Origin of the sequence: Polaribacter gochangensis (genome assembly GCF_046224025.1) — a bacterium.
In the GTDB taxonomy this organism is placed as follows: Bacteria; Bacteroidota; Bacteroidia; order Flavobacteriales; family Flavobacteriaceae; genus Polaribacter; species Polaribacter gochangensis.
In genome coordinates, this window is sequence record NZ_JBJXRF010000001.1 from 750,405 (window position 1) to 767,779 (window position 17,375).

The window sequence follows — 17,375 nt, forward strand, 5'->3', positions numbered from 1 at the left end:
AAGAGGTTTTAGGCAATTTATCTTTTAAGAAATATTATAAATACTATCTTGCAACGTTATTAGTTATAATTCTAATGAAATTAAGCGTTACTTCTTTTTTCTTACTTCTTTTTTTGTGGAATCCAATTGCTGGATTTTCACAAGATAGCATTCCTATTTCACCAAATTTAAAAGAGGAAAATTTTTTAAAATTTCAAGATCATTTTTTTAAAGCTTTGGCACAAAAAGCTATTTATAACTATAGAGTTGCCATAGAAAATCTAGAAAAATGCAACGAGTTAAAACCAAATGATATTTCTGTGTTGTTTGAGCTTTCTAAAAATTATTTAATGATGAAACGCTTTTTAGAAGCAGAACAATATGCACTGCAAGCTTTAAAAATTGAGCCTAAAAATTATTGGGTTTTAGAACATTTAGGAAAAATATATTTGGCATCTAGCAATATTAAAAGCGCGATTGTAATTCAAGAAAAAATTGTAAAAATCAATCCGAAAGGAAGAGAAAAATTAGTGTATTTATATTTTCAAAACAATCAACTAGAAAAAGCAAAAATACTGCTGAATGATTTAGAAAAAACAAATCAATTAACACCGGGTTTAATTCATTTAAGAAAAGAGTTTGTAAAATCTACTGTTGCAACAAAAATCGAAAAAGTAAAAGGTTTGCCAGAATTTATTAAAGAATTTGAATCTGATAAAAGTTTTGAGGCGCTTTATAAAATATTAACTTTGTCGGCAAATACCAACACCAATGTTTTGCTGTCTTATAGTCAGATTGGTTTAGAGTTGTTTCCTGCGCAAGCTTTTGTTTATTTAATGAATGCAAAAGCGTTAAATCAGAGTAATAACTTTGAAAAAGCAATTGAACAACTATCAAACGGAATAGATTTTGTGATTGATGATCATAATTTAGAAGCCGATTTTTACGAAGAACTTGCCATAAGTTATGGTAAATTAGGAAACAAAAAAGAAGCAATAAAAAACAAAAATAAAGCGTTAGCATTACGTAAAAAAGAAGAACAAAAATGAAATTTTTTAGAGTTGTAATCATTTTAATGTTAGCATTTACTTCATGTAAATCTAGCAGAACAGCAATTGGTAGTTCTGCTGATATAAAATCAATTTCGGCAAAGAAAGTTTCTAAAAAACACCTCCAAAACAAATTTCATAAAAACACAGTAGAAGCAAGACTTAAAGTTGCCTATAAAGACAATAAAAACGACGAAAGCTTAACGGTAAAATTACGAATAGATAAAGACAAGGTTATTTGGTTAAATGCTACTTATTATGGTGTAATTGCAGCACGAGTTAAAATAACACCCAATTCTGTTAGTTATTACGAAAAAATAAATAGAACCTACTTTAAAGGTAATTTTGACTTGCTAGAAAAAATGTTAGGAACGGAAGTGAATTTTACACAATTGCAAAATTTATTATTAGGACAAACAATTTTTGATTTGAATGCTCAAAAATACAAAGCTGTTGTAGATAATAACGCGCATTTATTAATTCCTGTAGAGCAAAAAGCATTGTTCGATATTTTGTTTTGGATTAATCCAATTCACTTTAAATTAGACAAGCAAGAGTTGTATAATTCACAAAAAAATCAATCCTTAAAAGTAGCTTATAAAAGATATACAACAACAGACGGAGAAGTGTTTCCGAAGAATATCGAAATTAGAGCATTTGGTAATAACAGCTTTACAAATATTGATATAGAATATAGATCGGTTATTTTTAATAAAAAGTTTTCTACACCTTTTAAAGTACCCAACGGATATAAACAAGTTGTTTTTTAATGAAACCTTTTAACCTTTTTTTCTGTGTTTTTCTGATTGCGTTATTTTCTAATATTGCTACTTCTCAGGCGCAAACAAGAAAAGAATTAGAAGAAAAAAGAAAAAAGTTAAAGCAAGAAATTCTTCAAGTTAACAAGTTGCTGTTTACAGAACAAAAGAAAGAAAAAAATGCTTTAGATGCCTTAGAAGATCTTAATCAGAAAATAGCAACTAGAGCAGATTATATTGCATCTATCAATAAAGAAGTGGCGCTTTTATCATCAGAAATAAGGCAAAACGAAAAAAGAATTTCAAAACTTACTAAGCAACTTACTTCTTTAAAGAAAGATTATGCCGATATGATTTTTAAATCATACAAAAGCAAATCTAAACAAAGTCAGTTGTTGTTTTTAATGTCTTCAGAGAGTTTTCAGCAAGCCTATAAGCGTGTTCAGTATATGAAACAATATACTAAGTTTAGAAAAAAACAAGGACAAGAAATTGTTTTACAAACGGATGTAATAAAAAAACTAAACGATTCGCTTTTATATACAAAACAAGCAAAAGACACGTTGATAAAAGCAGAAACGGAAGAGCAACAAAAAATTGAAATTGATAAAAAAAACAAAGAAAAATTAGTTTCTCAAATCAAAAGAAAAGAAAAACAATACATCAGAGAAATAAATGCAAAGCAAAAAGAAGAACGTAAAATTGCTGCTCAGATAGATAAAATTATTAAAGACGCTATTGCTAAATCGAATGCAAAAAAAGGAAATAAAAAATCTACCAGCTTTGCACTAACTCCAGAAGCAAAAGCCTTAGCATTAAAATTTGAACAAAACAAAGGAAAACTACCTTGGCCAGTAAAAAGCGGATTGGTTGTTCGTAGATTTGGAAAACAATTGCACCCAACATTACGTGGAATTACAATTACAAGTTCTGGGTTACATATTGCCACAGAACAAGGTGCAACAGCTCAAAGTGTTTTTAACGGAAAAGTATTGGCAATACAAGTTTTATCTGGCGGAAGAAAAGCCATTTTAATTCAGCACGGAAATTACATTACAACCTATAATAACTTAGAATCGTTAACGGTAAATAAAGGCGATAACGTTGTAACGGGACAAGTTTTAGGGAAAATATTTACCAATAAAGTTACTGGAAAAACAACATTAGTTTTTGTGTTACACAGAGAAACACAACGACAAAACCCATCAAGTTGGTTGCTAAAAAGGTAATTTAATTAAATAAAGCTTTTAATTCGGTTGCTTTATTTGGCTCTAATTTTCCTGATAAAATTAAACTCAATTGCTTTCTTCTTAAGGCGCCATCAAAACGTTCTTTTTCTAATGTTGTTTCAGGAATAACTTGCGGAACAGGAACTGGACTTCCAGTTTCATCAACAGCAACAAAGGTGTAAATTCCTTCGTTTACTCTTGCTCTTTCTCCAGATTCTCGGTCTTCAATCCAAACATCCACATAGATTTCCATAGAAGATTTAAAAGCTCTAGAAACCTTTGCTTCTACTGTAACCACGCTTCCAACTGGAACCGCTTTTGTAAATGCAACGTGATTTACAGATGCAGTAACAACAATTCTTCTAGAATGACGACGAGCAGCAATACTACAAGCACGATCCATTCTTGCCAGAATTTCTCCACCAAATAAATTATTTAAAGGATTTGTTTCGCCTGGTAAAACCATATCTGTTAAAACAGTTAATGATTCTTTTGGAGTTTTTGAATGCATTAGAATAGAAATTTAAATTTTCCGCAAAGATAAGCAATAAGAGATGAATCTTATTGTGATATTCGTCTTAAAAAAGTGATTTTACTGTAGTTTCTTTATAAACATCCAAGCATCTTCAGAATATGTATCTCTGATTTTTTCTAGATTTTTATAAGCTTCCGCTCTGGTTTCGAAACTAGCATACGTTACTTGCGTTAAGCCCCATTTATTTTTTCCAATAATTTCTGCTTTAAAGCCTTTTGCTTTTAATTGCTTTAGTTTTTTTACTGCATTTTCAGGAAACTCAAACGCACCAGCTATAATATGAAAGTTTTTAGGTGTTTCTTTTGCAACATTTAATTGAATTGTTGGTAATGGATCTCCAATTACAAAAGTTGCAGATTGTATTTTTTTCTCAAGATCTTGTTGCTGTTTTGCGTACTGTTCTTTTAATTGATTGTTTTGATAGCCGTTCCAACCAATTGTACCAACAGTTAAAAATATGGCAGCTGCTGCAGCGTATTTTATAAATCGTGATGATGATTTTTTAGCAACAACAGGCGTTAATTTTGTTGCTTGTTGTTGATATTCTAAACGTTTTACTGCAGGAGAACTTAAAGCGTTCATTCCAAACGTTTCAATCAAATAATTTGATTCTGAATTGGGTTCAAAGATCAGTTGATTTTCTTTATTTAAAGACAAACTACCAACTTTACCAATAACAACAGCTTCCGTTTTTAATTGCGTATTCCAAGCGTTTACAACTTCACTAATCTTTTCTAATGCTTTTTCAAAAGAAATATTTTCTGATGAAGCAATATGATTGGCTAACAACCCATCATTATTTTTTAAATGCGCATTGAACGTAACTTGTTTTGTAGGCGGATAAAAGGTGTGTGAAAAATGATTCACTTTTGCCGAAATAGCATTGGTTACAAAACCTCCAAAATCTGGAATAATTACGCAATCGTATCTGTATAATAAATCGTTGATGTAGCTGGTTAAAGTCATAAAAACAAAGTTAGTATTTTTTTGTAAAAAAAACGAATGTGATTAGAAACTTATCAACAAAAAATTATTGTATATTGAGTGTCAATTTATTGCGATTTGAAAAAAGAAAAATTACTAGCCGTTTTGCGTTTGCAAAAAACAAAAGCTGTGGGCGATATTTCAGCAAAAAAACTCATTGTCGCCACCGGAGATGTTCGTCAGATTTTTAAAGAAAAACCAGCTACTTTATTAAAAATCAACGGAATTGGAACGCATGTTGTCAATCAATTATTTGATAATCAACACAAAAATTTAGCAGAAAAGGAGTTCGATTATATTGAGCAGAATAATATTGCAACTTCTTATTTTTTAGATGATGATTATCCAAAAAACTTGCAACAATGTATTGATGCACCCATTTTATTTTTTAAAGATGGAAATATCAACCTGCAAAACGAACGCATCATTAGCATTGTTGGTACAAGAAATATGACGTCTTACGGGCGTGATTTTTGTAAAGAACTCATTAAAAATTTAACCACATACAACCCAATTATTGTAAGTGGTTTTGCATACGGAGTTGATATTTGTGCGCACAAAGAAGCGGTTAAGAACAAGCTGCAAACTATTGCCGTTTTAGCGCACGGATTTGAGCAAATTTATCCGAAATCACATAAAAAGTACATCAATCAAGTGAATGAAAATGGCGGATTTATCACAGAATTTTGGCATGATGAAGATCCGTTAAGAGAACATTTTTTACAACGAAATAGAATTGTAGCAGGAATTTCTCAAGCAACAATTATCATAGAATCCGCAGAAAAAGGCGGTTCGTTAGTAACTGCTGATATTGCCAATTCGTACGATAGAGATGTGTTTGCTGTTCCAGGAAGAACAACAGACTTGTATAGTAAAGGTTGTAACCGCTTGATTAAAGACAACAAAGCGGCGCTATTCACTTCGGCAGAAGATGTTGCAAAAATGTTGAATTGGGATCTTGATTTAAAACAAAAAAAATCAAAAACCATTCAAAAACAACTATTTGTAGAACTGAATTCTAACGAACAAAAAGTCTACGATTATTTGCTTAAAAACGGCAAACAACTCTTAGATATTATTGCGATAGAATGTGCTATTCCTATCTACAAATTAGCGCCTTTATTATTACAATTAGAAATGAAAGGCGTTGTGCAACCTTTGCCAGGAAAATTGTTTGAAGTGTAGTTTTTATCCTTATTTTTGATAAAAATCATACAAAATGGCATCCGAAGAAAAATTAATGTCGCAAAAAAAACCTGCTTTTCCTGTCAACGAGTTGTTAAATGACTATTTGATAGAGAATAGCAGAAATATAAAAATTCCGATTTTTTATGATGATTTACTTCGCTTTCAAGGTTCTGTTGTTGTGTATGATAAAAATGACGAAGACACACTTTGGATACGAACGTATTATTCTGAATTTGAAAGACAAGAAATTGATTTAAGTTTAAAAAAAGTCTACACAATCTTGCATTCTAACGGAAATGAAGACACCATTAAATACTTAAATATTGATGCTGTTGATTACTGTACCTTTGGCAATTCGAAACCTTTTCGTGTAAAAGTTCGGAATATTTTAAACGATAATTACACGTATTTTTATGTAAAAAAAACAGATGCTTCTCGGGTGTATGGATTAGAATTAGAGCATATTTTATCGCCGTATAATTTAAATTTTTTGGTGTATAAAGACACGCTAATTGAAGAACATATTGCAGGAATTCCTGGAGATGATTTTATCAAAGATTTTTTACCAAAATGTACAGCATCAGAAAAATCGCAAATTGCAAAAGAGTTTGTAAAGTTTAACGAACGCTGTATGATTCGGCTTTTAGGAGATATGCGTTCGTATAATTATGTAATTGTACCAACGCACGATTTTGATCATATTGTATATAAAATTAGAGCCATAGATTTTGATCAGCAAAGTTTTGAAGGAAAGTTTAAAGTCTATTATCCGCAGTTTTTTAAAGAAAACAATAAAATGGTTTCTTTGGTTGGCGAAAAACTACAAGATTCTTCTATTGAACAATATAAAATTGAAGAACGCTCTATCGTTGCAAAAAGAATTTTAAGTTCTGAAAATAGAATCAATCAGTTGATAAATGCCATGAAACACGACACCATTTCTACAGAGAAAAATATAAGCTTGTTAAAAAATCAAATTTTTGATTTTACCTTAGATGTAAATTTTAAGAAAAGCAATAACATGGGAGAAATCATTGAAACTGCTTTGGAATTTGTAAAACGGAATTATCAAGACGAAAATCCGAAATAGAGTTTTACTTTTTCTTAGAACGAATACTCTCAATAATAACAGTAGACAAAATCAACAAACCACCAAAAAAGGTGTTTAAAGTCGGAATTTCATTCAAGAAGAAAAAAGCTAAAAGAATTCCGAATATGGGCTGAATGCTACTAATTATACTTGCGGTAGAAACTGAAAAATAAGTCAATTTTCTTACCATTAAAGTATGTCCAATTGCAGTTGTTAATAATCCTAATAACAACAAATATGGCAATTGCGTTTCAATTCCAGAAGTGTCAAAAAAGAACAATAATGGCGCAAATAAAATGGTGATAAAAAGCACTTGGTAAAACATCAACATGGTTCCGTTATAAACCGCAACATGTTGTTTTAAAATTAAGATTCTTAACGAATAACACAAGGCTGAAATCACCCCTAAAATAATTCCTTTTACATGATTGCTTTCTAAATCAAATTCTGGCGCTAAAATGTAAATTCCGAGCAACACAACCAATCCTAAAACAATATGAATTGGATTGAACTTTGTTTTGATAAACAAGGGTTCTAACAAAGCAGTTATCACAGGAAACGTGTATAAAGACAACATTCCTAAAGCAACATTTGAAAGTTTTAAAGCGTAGAAATATGTGGTCCAATGTGCTGCCATAAAAATGGCTCCAAGTGTAAATGTGAAGATATCTTTTTTAGAATGAATTTTAAGATTTATTTTTTTAAATCGACAATAGGCATACAAAAAAACAAGCGCTAAAGAAGATCGCCACCAAACCATAATTGAAGGCGGCATTTCTATATATTTCCCTAAAACACCAGAAGTACTTATAAATAAAGTAGCGAGTAAAAGTTCAGAAATGTGTTTTAGATGTTCGTTTTTCATATTTTTTTTGTCTCCTCGAGCGGATATGTTTATTTAATTTTTTCAAGAATAGACACTGCCTTAGAAACAGCATCTATATGAATAAATGTAATTAATAAGCGCAAACCATTTTTGGTTTCTTTCTCTTTCATCACGCAACTTTTAGGGTTTTGCTGAACGTATTTTAGCATGTTTGTAAAATTTTCGGTTTGATAAAAAGGACTTTGTTGATCAGCAACATAATACCCGATCATGCGTTTTTTCTTCAAGATAATTTTTTCTAATCCCAATTTTTTTGCCAACCATTTGATGCGAACAGAATCTAATAAATCTACAACTTGAGTCGGAACTTCTCCAAACCGATCCGTGATTTCAACTTCAAAATTCATCAATTCTTCCTCGGTTTTTAAGTCGCCCAATTTGTTGTATAAATTCAAACGTTCTGTAATTGAATTTACATAATCATCTGGAAATAAAATTTCGAAATCGGTATCAATCGTTACTTCTTTTACAAACTCTTTTGGTTTCGATTCATCAGCCGGATACAATTCCTTAAACTCGTTTTCTTTCAATTCTTCAATTGCCTCAGACAATATTTTTTGATAGGTATCAAAACCAATATCATTGATAAATCCACTTTGTTCTCCGCCTAATAAATCTCCAGCGCCACGAATTTCTAAATCTTTCATAGCGATGTTAATTCCGCTTCCTAATTCAGAAAATAATTCCAACGCAGTAATTCGTTTTCGAGCATCATCTGTCATCATATGAAAAGGCGGCGTAATAAAATAACAGAACGCTTTTTTGTTTGATCTACCAACTCTTCCACGCATTTGATGTAAATCAGACAACCCAAAATTATTGGCATTATTCACAAAAATGGTGTTGGCATTTGGCACATCCAAACCACTTTCTACAATGGTTGTAGAAACCAACACATCAAATTCGTTATTCATAAACCGGAGCATCAAATCTTCTAGTTTTTTTCCTTCCATTTGTCCGTGACCAATTCCGATTTTTGCATTGGGCAATAAACGTTGTAATAAACCAGCAACTTCTTTAATGTTTTCGATTCTATTATGGATAAAAAATACTTGTCCGCCACGAGAAATTTCATACGAAACAGCATCTCTAATCGTTTCTTCAGAAAAGCGAATGACATTGGTTTCTATGGGATGACGATTTGGCGGTGGCGTACTAATTACTGATAAATCTCTTGCAGCCATCAAACTAAATTGTAAAGTTCTTGGAATTGGTGTTGCAGTTAATGTTAGTGTATCAACATTTTCTTTGATGGTTTTTAATTTGTCTTTTACGGCAACACCAAATTTTTGTTCTTCATCAATAATTAGCAATCCTAAATCTTTAAACTGTATGCTTTTATTGGTTAATTGATGTGTTCCGATGACAATATCTACAGAACCATTAGCAATACCTTCTATAACTCCTCTTTTCTGACTTGCAGATCTAAAACGATTTAAATAATCTATGGTAACAGGAAAGTTTTTTAAACGCTCAGTAAACGTTCTAAAATGTTGATATGCTAAAATTGTTGTCGGAACTAAAACAGCCACTTGTTTTCCGTTGTCAACTGCTTTGAAAGCAGCACGAATAGCAATTTCTGTTTTTCCGAAACCAACATCACCACAAACCAAACGATCCATTGGTTGTTGATTTTCCATATCGGCTTTTACATCTTGTGTTGCTGATAATTGATCTGGTGTGTCTTCGTAAATAAAACTCGCTTCCAGTTCATGTTGCATGTGTGTATCTGGTCCAAAAGCAACTCCTTTTTGCAATTTTCTTTTGGCGTATAACTGAATTAAATTAAACGCAATATGTTTAACTCTTGCTTTGGTTTTTTGTTTGATTTTTTTCCAAGCACCAGAACCTAATTTGTAAATTTTTGGCGCTTTTCCGTCTTTTCCATTAAATTTTGAAATTTTATGCAACGAATGGATGCTGATGTATAAAATATCGCGATCGCCATAAATTAACTTAATCGCTTCTTGTTTATTTCCTTCTACATCAATTTTTTGCAAACCACCAAATTTCCCAATTCCGTGATCGATGTGCGTTACATAATCGCCAATTTCTAAATTATTGATTTCTTTTAACGTAATGGATTGCTTTTTTGCGTACCCATTTTTCAATCGGAATTTATGATAACGTTCAAAGATTTGATGATCTGTATAACAAACTATTTTCTCATCAACATCAATAAACCCTTCGTGCAGTGGAAAAACGATGGTTTTGTAATTCACATCTTCTTCTACATCGTCAAAAATATCATGAAAACGCTCAGCTTGTTTGTCATTTGCGCAAAAAATATAATTGGTGTACCCTTGTTTAGAATAGTTGTTTAAATTGGTGATTAGCAAGTCGAATTGCTTATTAAAAGAAGGTTGTGGCAACACATTAAACCGAACATTTGTAGTTGTCTGCGCCTTTTCTGGTTGATTGATTGCAACTGTAGAAAATTGCTTGATTTGTTCATTTATATACGCGCCATTGCAAAACAATTCTTCGGGTTTTGCGTGCTTTATTTCTTTGGATAATTCTTTAAAAGCTTCGGTTGCTTTTGCGTAAAAAGTGTCTAATTTTCCTGTTAATAAATCAATATTTTGATGAAAAATAATTGTTTTTGATGAAATGTATTTTAGAAAACTTTCTCGTTTTTCTTGAAGCGCTTTATTTTCAACATTTGGCATAATGCTGATTTTTTTCAGCTTGTCAATAGAAAGTTGCGTTTCAACATCAAAAGTTCGAATACTTTCTACTTCATCGCCAAAAAACTCTATTCTGTAAGGTTCGTCATTAGAAAAAGAAAACACATCTATAATTCCGCCACGCACAGAAAATTCACCAGGTTCTGTCACAAAATCAACTCGTTTAAAATGGTATTCAAACAATACTTCGTTTACAAAATCAAGCGAAAGGCTATCGCCAATACTTAATTTTAAGGTGTTTTTCTCAAGTTCTCTTTTGGTAACCACTTTTTCAAATAATGCATCTGGATACGTTACAATTACAGCAGGTTTTTTTTGTGAATTAATTCTGTTTAGAACCTCAGATCGCAATAAAATACTTGCATTGTCAACTTCTTCAATTTGATAAGGCCTTCGGTAAGAACCCGGATAAAACAACACGTTTTTATCGCCCAATAATTGTTCAAAATCATTTAGATAATAAGCTGCTTCTTCTTTGTCATTAAAGATTAAAAGGTATGGTTTTTCTGCTTTTTTAAAAGTTTCGGAAATAACAAAAGACAACGACGAGCCTACCAAATTCGTAATTTGAAAATGGTTTTTTTCGTGTTGAAGTTCCGATAAAATCTGTGTTGTTTTTACAGATTTTTTATATCGATTGATAATAATCTCTTTACTCAATTCAACTATTTTAGGCAAATGTACTATAACTATTTGTAATAATTTAATCTAGAAACTCGGTTTAAAAAAAATACAATAACTTTATCAAAAATTAGTTATTAAAAACAAAGTGGAAAAATACATGTTTAAATCTGCGAAAATATTTCTTGTAGTGTTATTTGTTGGTTGTCAGGTAATTGCTCAGAGTAAAGAAAATAGATGGGTCGTTGGAGCAAGCGTTGGGGTGGCAAAATTCGCATCTGAAGATGCAGCTTTTATTGGCGATCAGTTTAACTTTCAAATTCCAAAAATGAACGCTACTAGATATTTTTTTAATGGTTTTTCTTTAGACCTAACTGTTGCTGTTGCTGCTTTTAAAAGTTTCCCTGGAGTTTTTAATAATAGTATTTCTTATTTGTCAATTGATACAAGTATAAAATATGATTTTGGTACTTCTAATGAAAATTTGGTCCCTTATTTTCTTTTTGGTGGAAGCTTTATAAATTCATCAAACACTATGACCCCAACTTTAAATATTGGAGGAGGAGGAACATTTTGGCTGAACTCAACTTATGGTGTTAATATTCAACTATTATATAAAGCTGTTTCAGATACAAGTCCCACTTTACGCGCTCACACTTATTTTTCTATTGGCGCTGTTTATAGCCTTAAGCCCCGAACTCAGGTGCCGAGATTGTGGAGTGATAATAATTATTAAATCTTTATTTTTTGGGATTGATATTCCAACTTATGCCAGTTGAAAAATAACTCATAGAATAATTTAAACCGGTTCCATAAGAAATGTCTAATTGTAGGTTCTTTTTTAGTAAATAAGTAACCCCAGTGTCAAAGCTTGCTAAATGGTTTTTAAACTCACTGAATTCACCATAAGGCTCAATATAAAAACTTGTTTTTTGAGACAAGGAAATACCTAAAGCAACAGAGTACGTTAAGTTTCCATCTCCAGTTCCAAAATAGTCATAACCAACATTGTACCCCAAGCCAATTTTTTCTAAAAGCACATGTGATATTGATAGCTTATTAATAGTTCCAATTTTATCATTTGTTAACTCTCTTCTTGCAGTTGGTAAGATTACATGTGATAAAAAAGCAATTTCAGTATTTACATTTTCTTTTTTGAATAATTGAATTTTTGTTCCTATTTGAATATCACTTATTCCGCTATTTTTTAACGAACTATTTAATTGTTTGTTGGTTTCGAACTGTGTAAATAATCGGAACTCAACATTTTTAGTAATTCCATATCTCCATAAAACAGATGGGTATGCATTTGCTTGTATTCCGCTACTTCTTTGAAAAAGAGCACCAGCTTCTATTTGTAAACTCTTTGCTGGTAGTGTAGATGCACTTTCTGTTTGATCTGGTCTATCAGTGATGATTTCTTGTGCAGAGATAGTTCCAACTGCAAACAATATAAAAAACATATTAATTTTTTTTGATAGTTTCATTTTGCTAAATATTTTTTGTAAAAATATAAAATTATTTTTAGATAAGACTAAAAATAATTTTATACAAACAGAAAAAGATTATATTTGCATTCTAATTATTATAGTATGTTTACTTTATCAGAAGAGAATTACTTAAAAACTATTTATCATATTAGCAGTGCGTCTACAAAAGGTGTAAGCACAAATGCTATTGCAAAAAAGTTAGATACCAAAGCGTCTTCGGTAACTGATATGATAAAGAAATTGGCAGATAAAAATGTGCTAGTTTATAAAAAATATCAAGGAGTTACATTAACGGGAGTAGGGAAAAAAACAGCTGCATTAATTGTTAGAAAGCATCGCTTATGGGAAGTTTTTTTAGTGGAAAAACTAAATTTTAATTGGGATGAAGTCCACGATGTTGCTGAGCAATTAGAACATATAAAATCTTCTAAATTAATTAATGAAATTGATGCCCTACTCGGTTTTCCTAAATACGATCCACATGGAGACCCAATTCCTGATACTGAAGGAAACCTTCATCAAATGGAAAAGAATTTACTATCAACATTAGGAATAAACGACAGCGGAATTTGTGTTGGTGTAAAAGATTCTTCCGCTTCTTTTTTGCAATTTTTAGACAAACAGCAAATTGCTTTAGGTCAAGAGGTTGTGGTGTTAGAGAAAGAAGATTTTGATGATTCTATGACGATTAAAATCAATAATAAAAGAATGACAGTTTCACATAAAATTGCAAACAATTTATACATACAAAAACAATGAGCATATTTGATCAATTAGTTGCATTTGCAAAAGAAAATCCGATTTGGGCAGCACTTTATGCATCTTTATTTACGTGGGGTTTAACCGCTTTAGGTGCATCCTTAGTGTTTTTCTTTAAGAAATTAAACAGAGCTGTTTTAGACGGAATGTTAGGTTTTACTGGAGGAGTTATGGTTGCGGCAAGTTTTTGGAGCTTATTAGCACCAGCAATTGATAATAGTCCAGGAGAAGGTTTTATGAAAGTTTTTCCTTCTGCAATTGGATTTGCTTTAGGAGCTTTATCCTTGTTTGGAATGGACAAGATTTTACCACATTTACATATCAACTTTAAAGAAAGCGAGGCAGAAGGCGTAAAAACAAGTTGGCACAAAACAACCTTATTAGTTTTGGCAATTACGTTGCATAATATTCCAGAAGGTTTGGCAGTTGGAGTTCTATTTGGCGCGGCATCAACTTTGGTAGGTGTAGAACAAACAGAAATGATTATTGCCGCAATTTCGTTGGCAATCGGAATTGGAATTCAGAATTTTCCTGAAGGATTTGCTGTTGCAATGCCTTTAAGAAGACAAGGAGTGAGTAGGTTTAAGAGTTTTTGGTACGGGCAATTATCTGCCATTGTAGAGCCAGTTGCAGCTGTTTTAGGAGCTGTTGCAGTTTCATTTTTTACACCAATTTTACCGTATGCTTTAGCCTTTGCTGCCGGAGCAATGATTTTTGTTGTTGTTGAAGAAGTGATTCCAGAAACACAAAGAGATAAATATACAGACATTGCTACTTTAGGGTTTATTGGCGGATTTATAGTAATGATGTCGTTGGATGTTGGCTTAGGTTAAAACACAATATCTTTTTAATAAAATAAAAAAGTATCATTCCCGCGAAAGCGGGAATCTTTTTTTAGTTAAATTGCTAACTCAAATTTTAACACGTCTTTTTTGCAAACAACATCAAATTTTCAGGTTTATAATGCATCCGCCGGCAGCGGAAAAACGTTTACGCTTGTAAAAGAATATTTAAAAGTGGTGTTGCAGTCTGATGATCGGTTTGTATTTCAGAAAATTCTTGCCATTACGTTTACCAACAAAGCGGCATCTGAAATGAAAGAGCGCGTTTTAGATAATTTACAGCGTTTTTCAGAAGGAAAAGAGAGCGATTTATTCTTTAAAATTGTAGAAGAAACAACACTTGATAAAAGTACAATTCAGAAACGAAGTTCTTTAGTGTTAGAAGCAATATTGCAAAATTACAGTGCTTTTGCAATTACTACCATTGATAGTTTTACTCACAAAATAATTAAAAGTTTTGCTTTTGATTTAGGATTGAATTTAAATTTTGAAGTCGAATTAGATTCCGACACTTTATTGTCTTTAGCGGTTGATGTTTTGGTTTCTAAAATTGGTGTAGAAAACGACATTACAAATACCTTAATCGACTATTCTTTAGACAAAGCAAAAGAAGATAAATCTTGGGATATTTCTAGAGATTTAAACGAATTTGCAAAGATTTTATTGAAAGATGAAGATGCAAAACATTTTAAAAAACTAAACTCAAAAACGATCAGTGATTTTACTTCGTTAAAAACGAAATTGTTAAAGCAGCAAAACAGTATTGAGAAAAGATTTACGGAAATAGGAAACACTGCTTTAGAAATTATAAAAAATACTGGTTTAGAACATTCTGAATTTGGATACGGAGGAGAAGTGCCAAATCATTTTGTAAAATTGATAAATTATAAGTTTATTAAACCAGATATTATAAAATTTGATGGTAGATTAAATAAAACAATTGATGAGAATAAAAATTTTTCAGCATCCAAAACATCAACAAATTCAAAACAACTTATTGATGAGATTAAAGACGAATTAATTGATTTATATTGTCAATCAAAAGAATTTTTTGAAGAAAAAAATTCGATTTACAGATTAAATGAATTAGCGTTAAAAAGCATCATCCCGCTTGCCGTTTTAACCAAAATAAATTCAGAATTAACAACTATCAAAGAAGAAAATAACATTCGGTTGATTTCAGAATTCAATCAGTTAATTTCTAACAACATTAAAGAAGAACCAGCGCCATTTATTTACGAGCGAATCGGTCAAAAATTTATGTATTATTTTATTGATGAAATGCAAGATACATCCACATTACAATGGCAAAATTTGATTCCCTTAATAGAAAATGCGTTGGCGCAAGAAAAGAGTAATTTGATGTTGGTTGGCGATGGAAAACAAGCTATTTATCGTTGGCGCGGCGGAAAAGCAGAACAGTTTATACAGTTGGGTTCTGATGTTCAAAACGAACGAGATTCGAATCCGTTTCAAGTACACAAAGAAGTAAAAGGATTAGACACAAATTATAGAAGTTATAGCGAAATAATCGACTTTAATAATTCATTTTTTCAATATGTTTCTGGATATTTTCAAAACCCCAGGTATCAACAACTTTTTGTGGATGGAAACAAACAAAACAGCACACAAAAACAAGGCGGATTTGTATCCATAGATTTTCTAGAAAAAGAGGATGATAAAGATGAAAATGATGAAAAGTACGCCAAAAAAGTACATGAAATTATTACCAATTTAGATGCTGGTTTTTCTAGAAAAGAAGTGTGTGTTTTAGTGAGACGGAAAAAAGAAGGCGTTGCTGTTGCAAATTATTTATCAGAAAAAGGAATCGAAATTATTTCGTCCGAAACGTTGTTAATTCAGAACAGTAAAAAAGTAAACTTTATTGTTAATTTATTGCAGGGAATTCAGCATCCAAAAGACCAAGAAGCTTGGTTAAATAGTGTTTACTTTTTGCACGATCACTTAAAAATCAAAACAGATAAACACCACTTTATTGCATCTTTTAACATTAAAAATGGTGTCGATTTTTTTAAATTGATTGCAGCATATAACATACAGTTTGATGTCGAAAATTTTACAAAATTGCCATTTTATGAAAAAATAGAAGAAATCATCAGAACTTTTTATTTAGCGGAAGAATCTGATGCCTACATTCAATTCTTTTTAGATGTGGTTTTTGAACAACAGAAACAAGGAACTGAAATTCAACAATTTTTAGATTTCTGGAATTTGAAGAAAGACAAATTAAGTATCGTTGCGCCAGAAGCAGAAAATGCGGTTCAAATAATGACGATTCATAAATCGAAAGGATTGGAATTTCCAGTCGTTATTTTTCCGTATAATATTGATGTTTATTATGAGAAAAACCCAAAAACATGGTTGACAGATTTACCTTCAGAACAATTTGAAAGTTTTGAAGAGTTGTTGGTAAATGCTACGTCAAGTATTAAAAACATTGGAGAAAAGGGTGTTAGAATCGATGAAAATCAACGACAAGAGTCAGAATTGGATAAATTTAATTTGTTGTATGTTGCCTTCACTAGATCTGTGGAGCAATTGTATATTGTAACAGAAAACAAAGAGAATTCTGTTAAAAACAGAACAAAAAATACTTCAGGAATTCTGATAGATTATTTAAAAGAAAACGGCCATTGGTCTGATGACAAATTGAATTACACTTTTGGTAATAAAAAGAAAATAAGCAATTCTGAAAAAACAATTTCTACATCAATTATACAAAAAGAATTTATTAGTAATTCTTGGCGACAGCACCATATTTATATGGTGGCAAACTCATCAAAACTTTGGGAAACAGCACAAGGAAAAGCTATTGAACATGGAAATTTAGTACATGAAATACTTTCGAAAGTATTCGTAAAAGAAGATGTGAAAAAAATAGTTCAGCAATACTTACAACAAGGTTTTTTGAATTCTGAAAATGCAAAAAAATTAAAAAAATCACTTAGTGATGTTGTAAACCATCCAAAGTTAAAAAACTACTATTCTGATGAAGTTGTTGTTTTTAACGAGCGAGAAATTGTATCGAAAGACAATCATGTTTTTATTCCAGATAGATTGGTTTTTAATTCAAAAAATGAAGCTATCATCATTGATTATAAAACTGGAAAACCAGCGAAAGAATATCACCAACAACTAATAGGTTACGAAGATGTGCTATTATCTATGGATGTAAAAGTGACAAAAAAAATACTGATATATATCAACGAAGAAATTACAATCGAAGAATTTTAATTTATCTTTGTAAAATCAAAAAA

14 protein-coding genes are annotated in these 17,375 nt (G+C 31.1%); 9 read left to right on the forward strand and 5 right to left on the reverse strand.

Going from position 1 to position 17,375, the window contains the following annotated elements:
- Positions 1–74 precede the first annotated feature (74 nt).
- The 3 genes from ACEWL1_RS03475 to ACEWL1_RS03485 are packed head-to-tail and all read left to right on the forward strand — an operon-like array spanning position 75 to position 3,015.
- Positions 75–1,028 carry a tetratricopeptide repeat protein gene (locus ACEWL1_RS03475; protein WP_409231889.1) on the forward strand — a complete coding sequence of 318 codons (954 nt, stop codon included), beginning with the start codon at positions 75–77 and terminating at the stop codon, positions 1,026–1,028.
- Complete coding sequence (locus ACEWL1_RS03480) at positions 1,025–1,798, forward strand: DUF4292 domain-containing protein (protein ID WP_409231890.1); 774 nt, start codon at positions 1,025–1,027, stop codon at positions 1,796–1,798. The genes ACEWL1_RS03475 and ACEWL1_RS03480 overlap by 4 nt, the downstream gene beginning before the upstream one ends.
- On the forward strand, positions 1,798–3,015 hold the full coding sequence (locus tag ACEWL1_RS03485) for a murein hydrolase activator EnvC family protein (RefSeq protein WP_409231891.1): 1,218 nt from the start codon (positions 1,798–1,800) through the stop codon (positions 3,013–3,015). The genes ACEWL1_RS03480 and ACEWL1_RS03485 overlap by 1 nt, the downstream gene beginning before the upstream one ends.
- A 1-nt stretch (position 3,016) precedes the next feature.
- Here ACEWL1_RS03485 and ACEWL1_RS03490 read toward each other — a convergent pair whose 3' ends face one another.
- Together ACEWL1_RS03490 and ACEWL1_RS03495 are read right to left on the reverse strand one after the other, a co-directional pair.
- Positions 3,017–3,526 carry an acyl-CoA thioesterase gene (locus ACEWL1_RS03490; RefSeq protein WP_409231892.1) on the reverse strand — a complete coding sequence of 170 codons (510 nt, stop codon included), beginning with the start codon at positions 3,524–3,526 and terminating at the stop codon, positions 3,017–3,019.
- A gap of 81 nt (positions 3,527–3,607) precedes the next feature.
- Positions 3,608–4,516, reverse strand: coding sequence for an HU domain-containing protein (locus tag ACEWL1_RS03495; protein WP_409231893.1), 909 nt, complete (start codon positions 4,514–4,516; stop codon positions 3,608–3,610).
- 96 nt (positions 4,517–4,612) lie between these two features.
- Here ACEWL1_RS03495 and dprA point away from each other — a divergent pair, with 96 nt between their 5' ends.
- Positions 4,613–5,719, forward strand: coding sequence for a DNA-processing protein DprA (gene dprA, locus ACEWL1_RS03500; RefSeq protein WP_409231894.1), 1,107 nt, complete (start codon positions 4,613–4,615; stop codon positions 5,717–5,719).
- Between the two features lie 34 nt (positions 5,720–5,753).
- Positions 5,754–6,812 (forward strand): hypothetical protein, encoded by a 1,059-nt coding sequence (locus tag ACEWL1_RS03505; RefSeq protein WP_409231895.1) that lies wholly within the window; start codon positions 5,754–5,756, stop codon positions 6,810–6,812.
- 4 nt (positions 6,813–6,816) lie between these two features.
- Here the strand turns inward: ACEWL1_RS03505 and ACEWL1_RS03510 are convergent, their stop codons facing one another.
- Both ACEWL1_RS03510 and mfd read right to left on the reverse strand, forming a co-directional pair.
- Positions 6,817–7,677: a DMT family transporter gene (locus tag ACEWL1_RS03510; protein WP_409231896.1), complete on the reverse strand. Its 861-nt coding sequence runs from the start codon at positions 7,675–7,677 to the stop codon at positions 6,817–6,819.
- A 29-nt stretch (positions 7,678–7,706) separates the two neighbouring features.
- A complete protein-coding gene (gene mfd / locus ACEWL1_RS03515; RefSeq protein WP_409232259.1) occupies positions 7,707–10,991 on the reverse strand; it encodes a transcription-repair coupling factor in 3,285 nt (1,094 codons plus the stop codon).
- 175 nt (positions 10,992–11,166) lie between these two features.
- On the opposite strand from mfd, the gene ACEWL1_RS03520 reads away from it, so the two are divergent.
- Positions 11,167–11,742, forward strand: coding sequence for a hypothetical protein (locus ACEWL1_RS03520; protein WP_409231897.1), 576 nt, complete (start codon positions 11,167–11,169; stop codon positions 11,740–11,742).
- Positions 11,743–11,746: 4 nt separating this feature from the next.
- Here the strand turns inward: ACEWL1_RS03520 and ACEWL1_RS03525 are convergent, their stop codons facing one another.
- The gene (locus tag ACEWL1_RS03525) at positions 11,747–12,493 is read right to left on the reverse strand and encodes a transporter (RefSeq protein ID WP_409231898.1); all 747 of its coding nucleotides are present in this window, start codon (positions 12,491–12,493) and stop codon (positions 11,747–11,749) included.
- A 105-nt stretch (positions 12,494–12,598) separates the two neighbouring features.
- Between ACEWL1_RS03525 and ACEWL1_RS03530 the strand changes: the two genes are divergently transcribed.
- The 3 genes from ACEWL1_RS03530 to ACEWL1_RS03540 all read left to right on the forward strand — a co-directional run bounded on the left by ACEWL1_RS03530 (position 12,599) and on the right by ACEWL1_RS03540 (position 17,352).
- Positions 12,599–13,255 (forward strand): metal-dependent transcriptional regulator, encoded by a 657-nt coding sequence (locus ACEWL1_RS03530; protein WP_409231899.1) that lies wholly within the window; start codon positions 12,599–12,601, stop codon positions 13,253–13,255.
- A complete protein-coding gene (locus tag ACEWL1_RS03535) occupies positions 13,252–14,088 on the forward strand; it encodes a ZIP family metal transporter (RefSeq protein WP_409231900.1) in 837 nt (278 codons plus the stop codon). The genes ACEWL1_RS03530 and ACEWL1_RS03535 overlap by 4 nt, the downstream gene beginning before the upstream one ends.
- A 99-nt stretch (positions 14,089–14,187) precedes the next feature.
- The gene (locus ACEWL1_RS03540; RefSeq protein WP_409231901.1) at positions 14,188–17,352 is read left to right on the forward strand and encodes a UvrD-helicase domain-containing protein; all 3,165 of its coding nucleotides are present in this window, start codon (positions 14,188–14,190) and stop codon (positions 17,350–17,352) included.
- Positions 17,353–17,375 lie beyond the last annotated feature (23 nt).

Bases quoted from the DNA above. Each gene is read 5' to 3' on its own strand.
- ACEWL1_RS03485 (WP_409231891.1), top strand. From the start codon at position 1,798: ATGAAACCTTTTAACCTTTTTTTCTGTGTTTTTCTGATTGCGTTATTT.
- ACEWL1_RS03535 (WP_409231900.1), top strand. From the start codon at position 13,252: ATGAGCATATTTGATCAATTAGTTGCATTTGCAAAAGAAAATCCGATT.
- ACEWL1_RS03505 (WP_409231895.1), top strand. From the start codon at position 5,754: ATGGCATCCGAAGAAAAATTAATGTCGCAAAAAAAACCTGCTTTTCCT.
- ACEWL1_RS03520 (WP_409231897.1), top strand. From the start codon at position 11,167: ATGTTTAAATCTGCGAAAATATTTCTTGTAGTGTTATTTGTTGGTTGT.
- ACEWL1_RS03475 (WP_409231889.1), top strand. From the start codon at position 75: ATGAAATTAAGCGTTACTTCTTTTTTCTTACTTCTTTTTTTGTGGAAT.
- ACEWL1_RS03490 (WP_409231892.1), bottom strand. From the start codon at position 3,526: ATGCATTCAAAAACTCCAAAAGAATCATTAACTGTTTTAACAGATATG.
- ACEWL1_RS03510 (WP_409231896.1), bottom strand. From the start codon at position 7,677: ATGAAAAACGAACATCTAAAACACATTTCTGAACTTTTACTCGCTACT.
- ACEWL1_RS03495 (WP_409231893.1), bottom strand. From the start codon at position 4,516: ATGACTTTAACCAGCTACATCAACGATTTATTATACAGATACGATTGC.
- ACEWL1_RS03525 (WP_409231898.1), bottom strand. From the start codon at position 12,493: ATGAAACTATCAAAAAAAATTAATATGTTTTTTATATTGTTTGCAGTT.
- ACEWL1_RS03480 (WP_409231890.1), top strand. From the start codon at position 1,025: ATGAAATTTTTTAGAGTTGTAATCATTTTAATGTTAGCATTTACTTCA.
- ACEWL1_RS03530 (WP_409231899.1), top strand. From the start codon at position 12,599: ATGTTTACTTTATCAGAAGAGAATTACTTAAAAACTATTTATCATATT.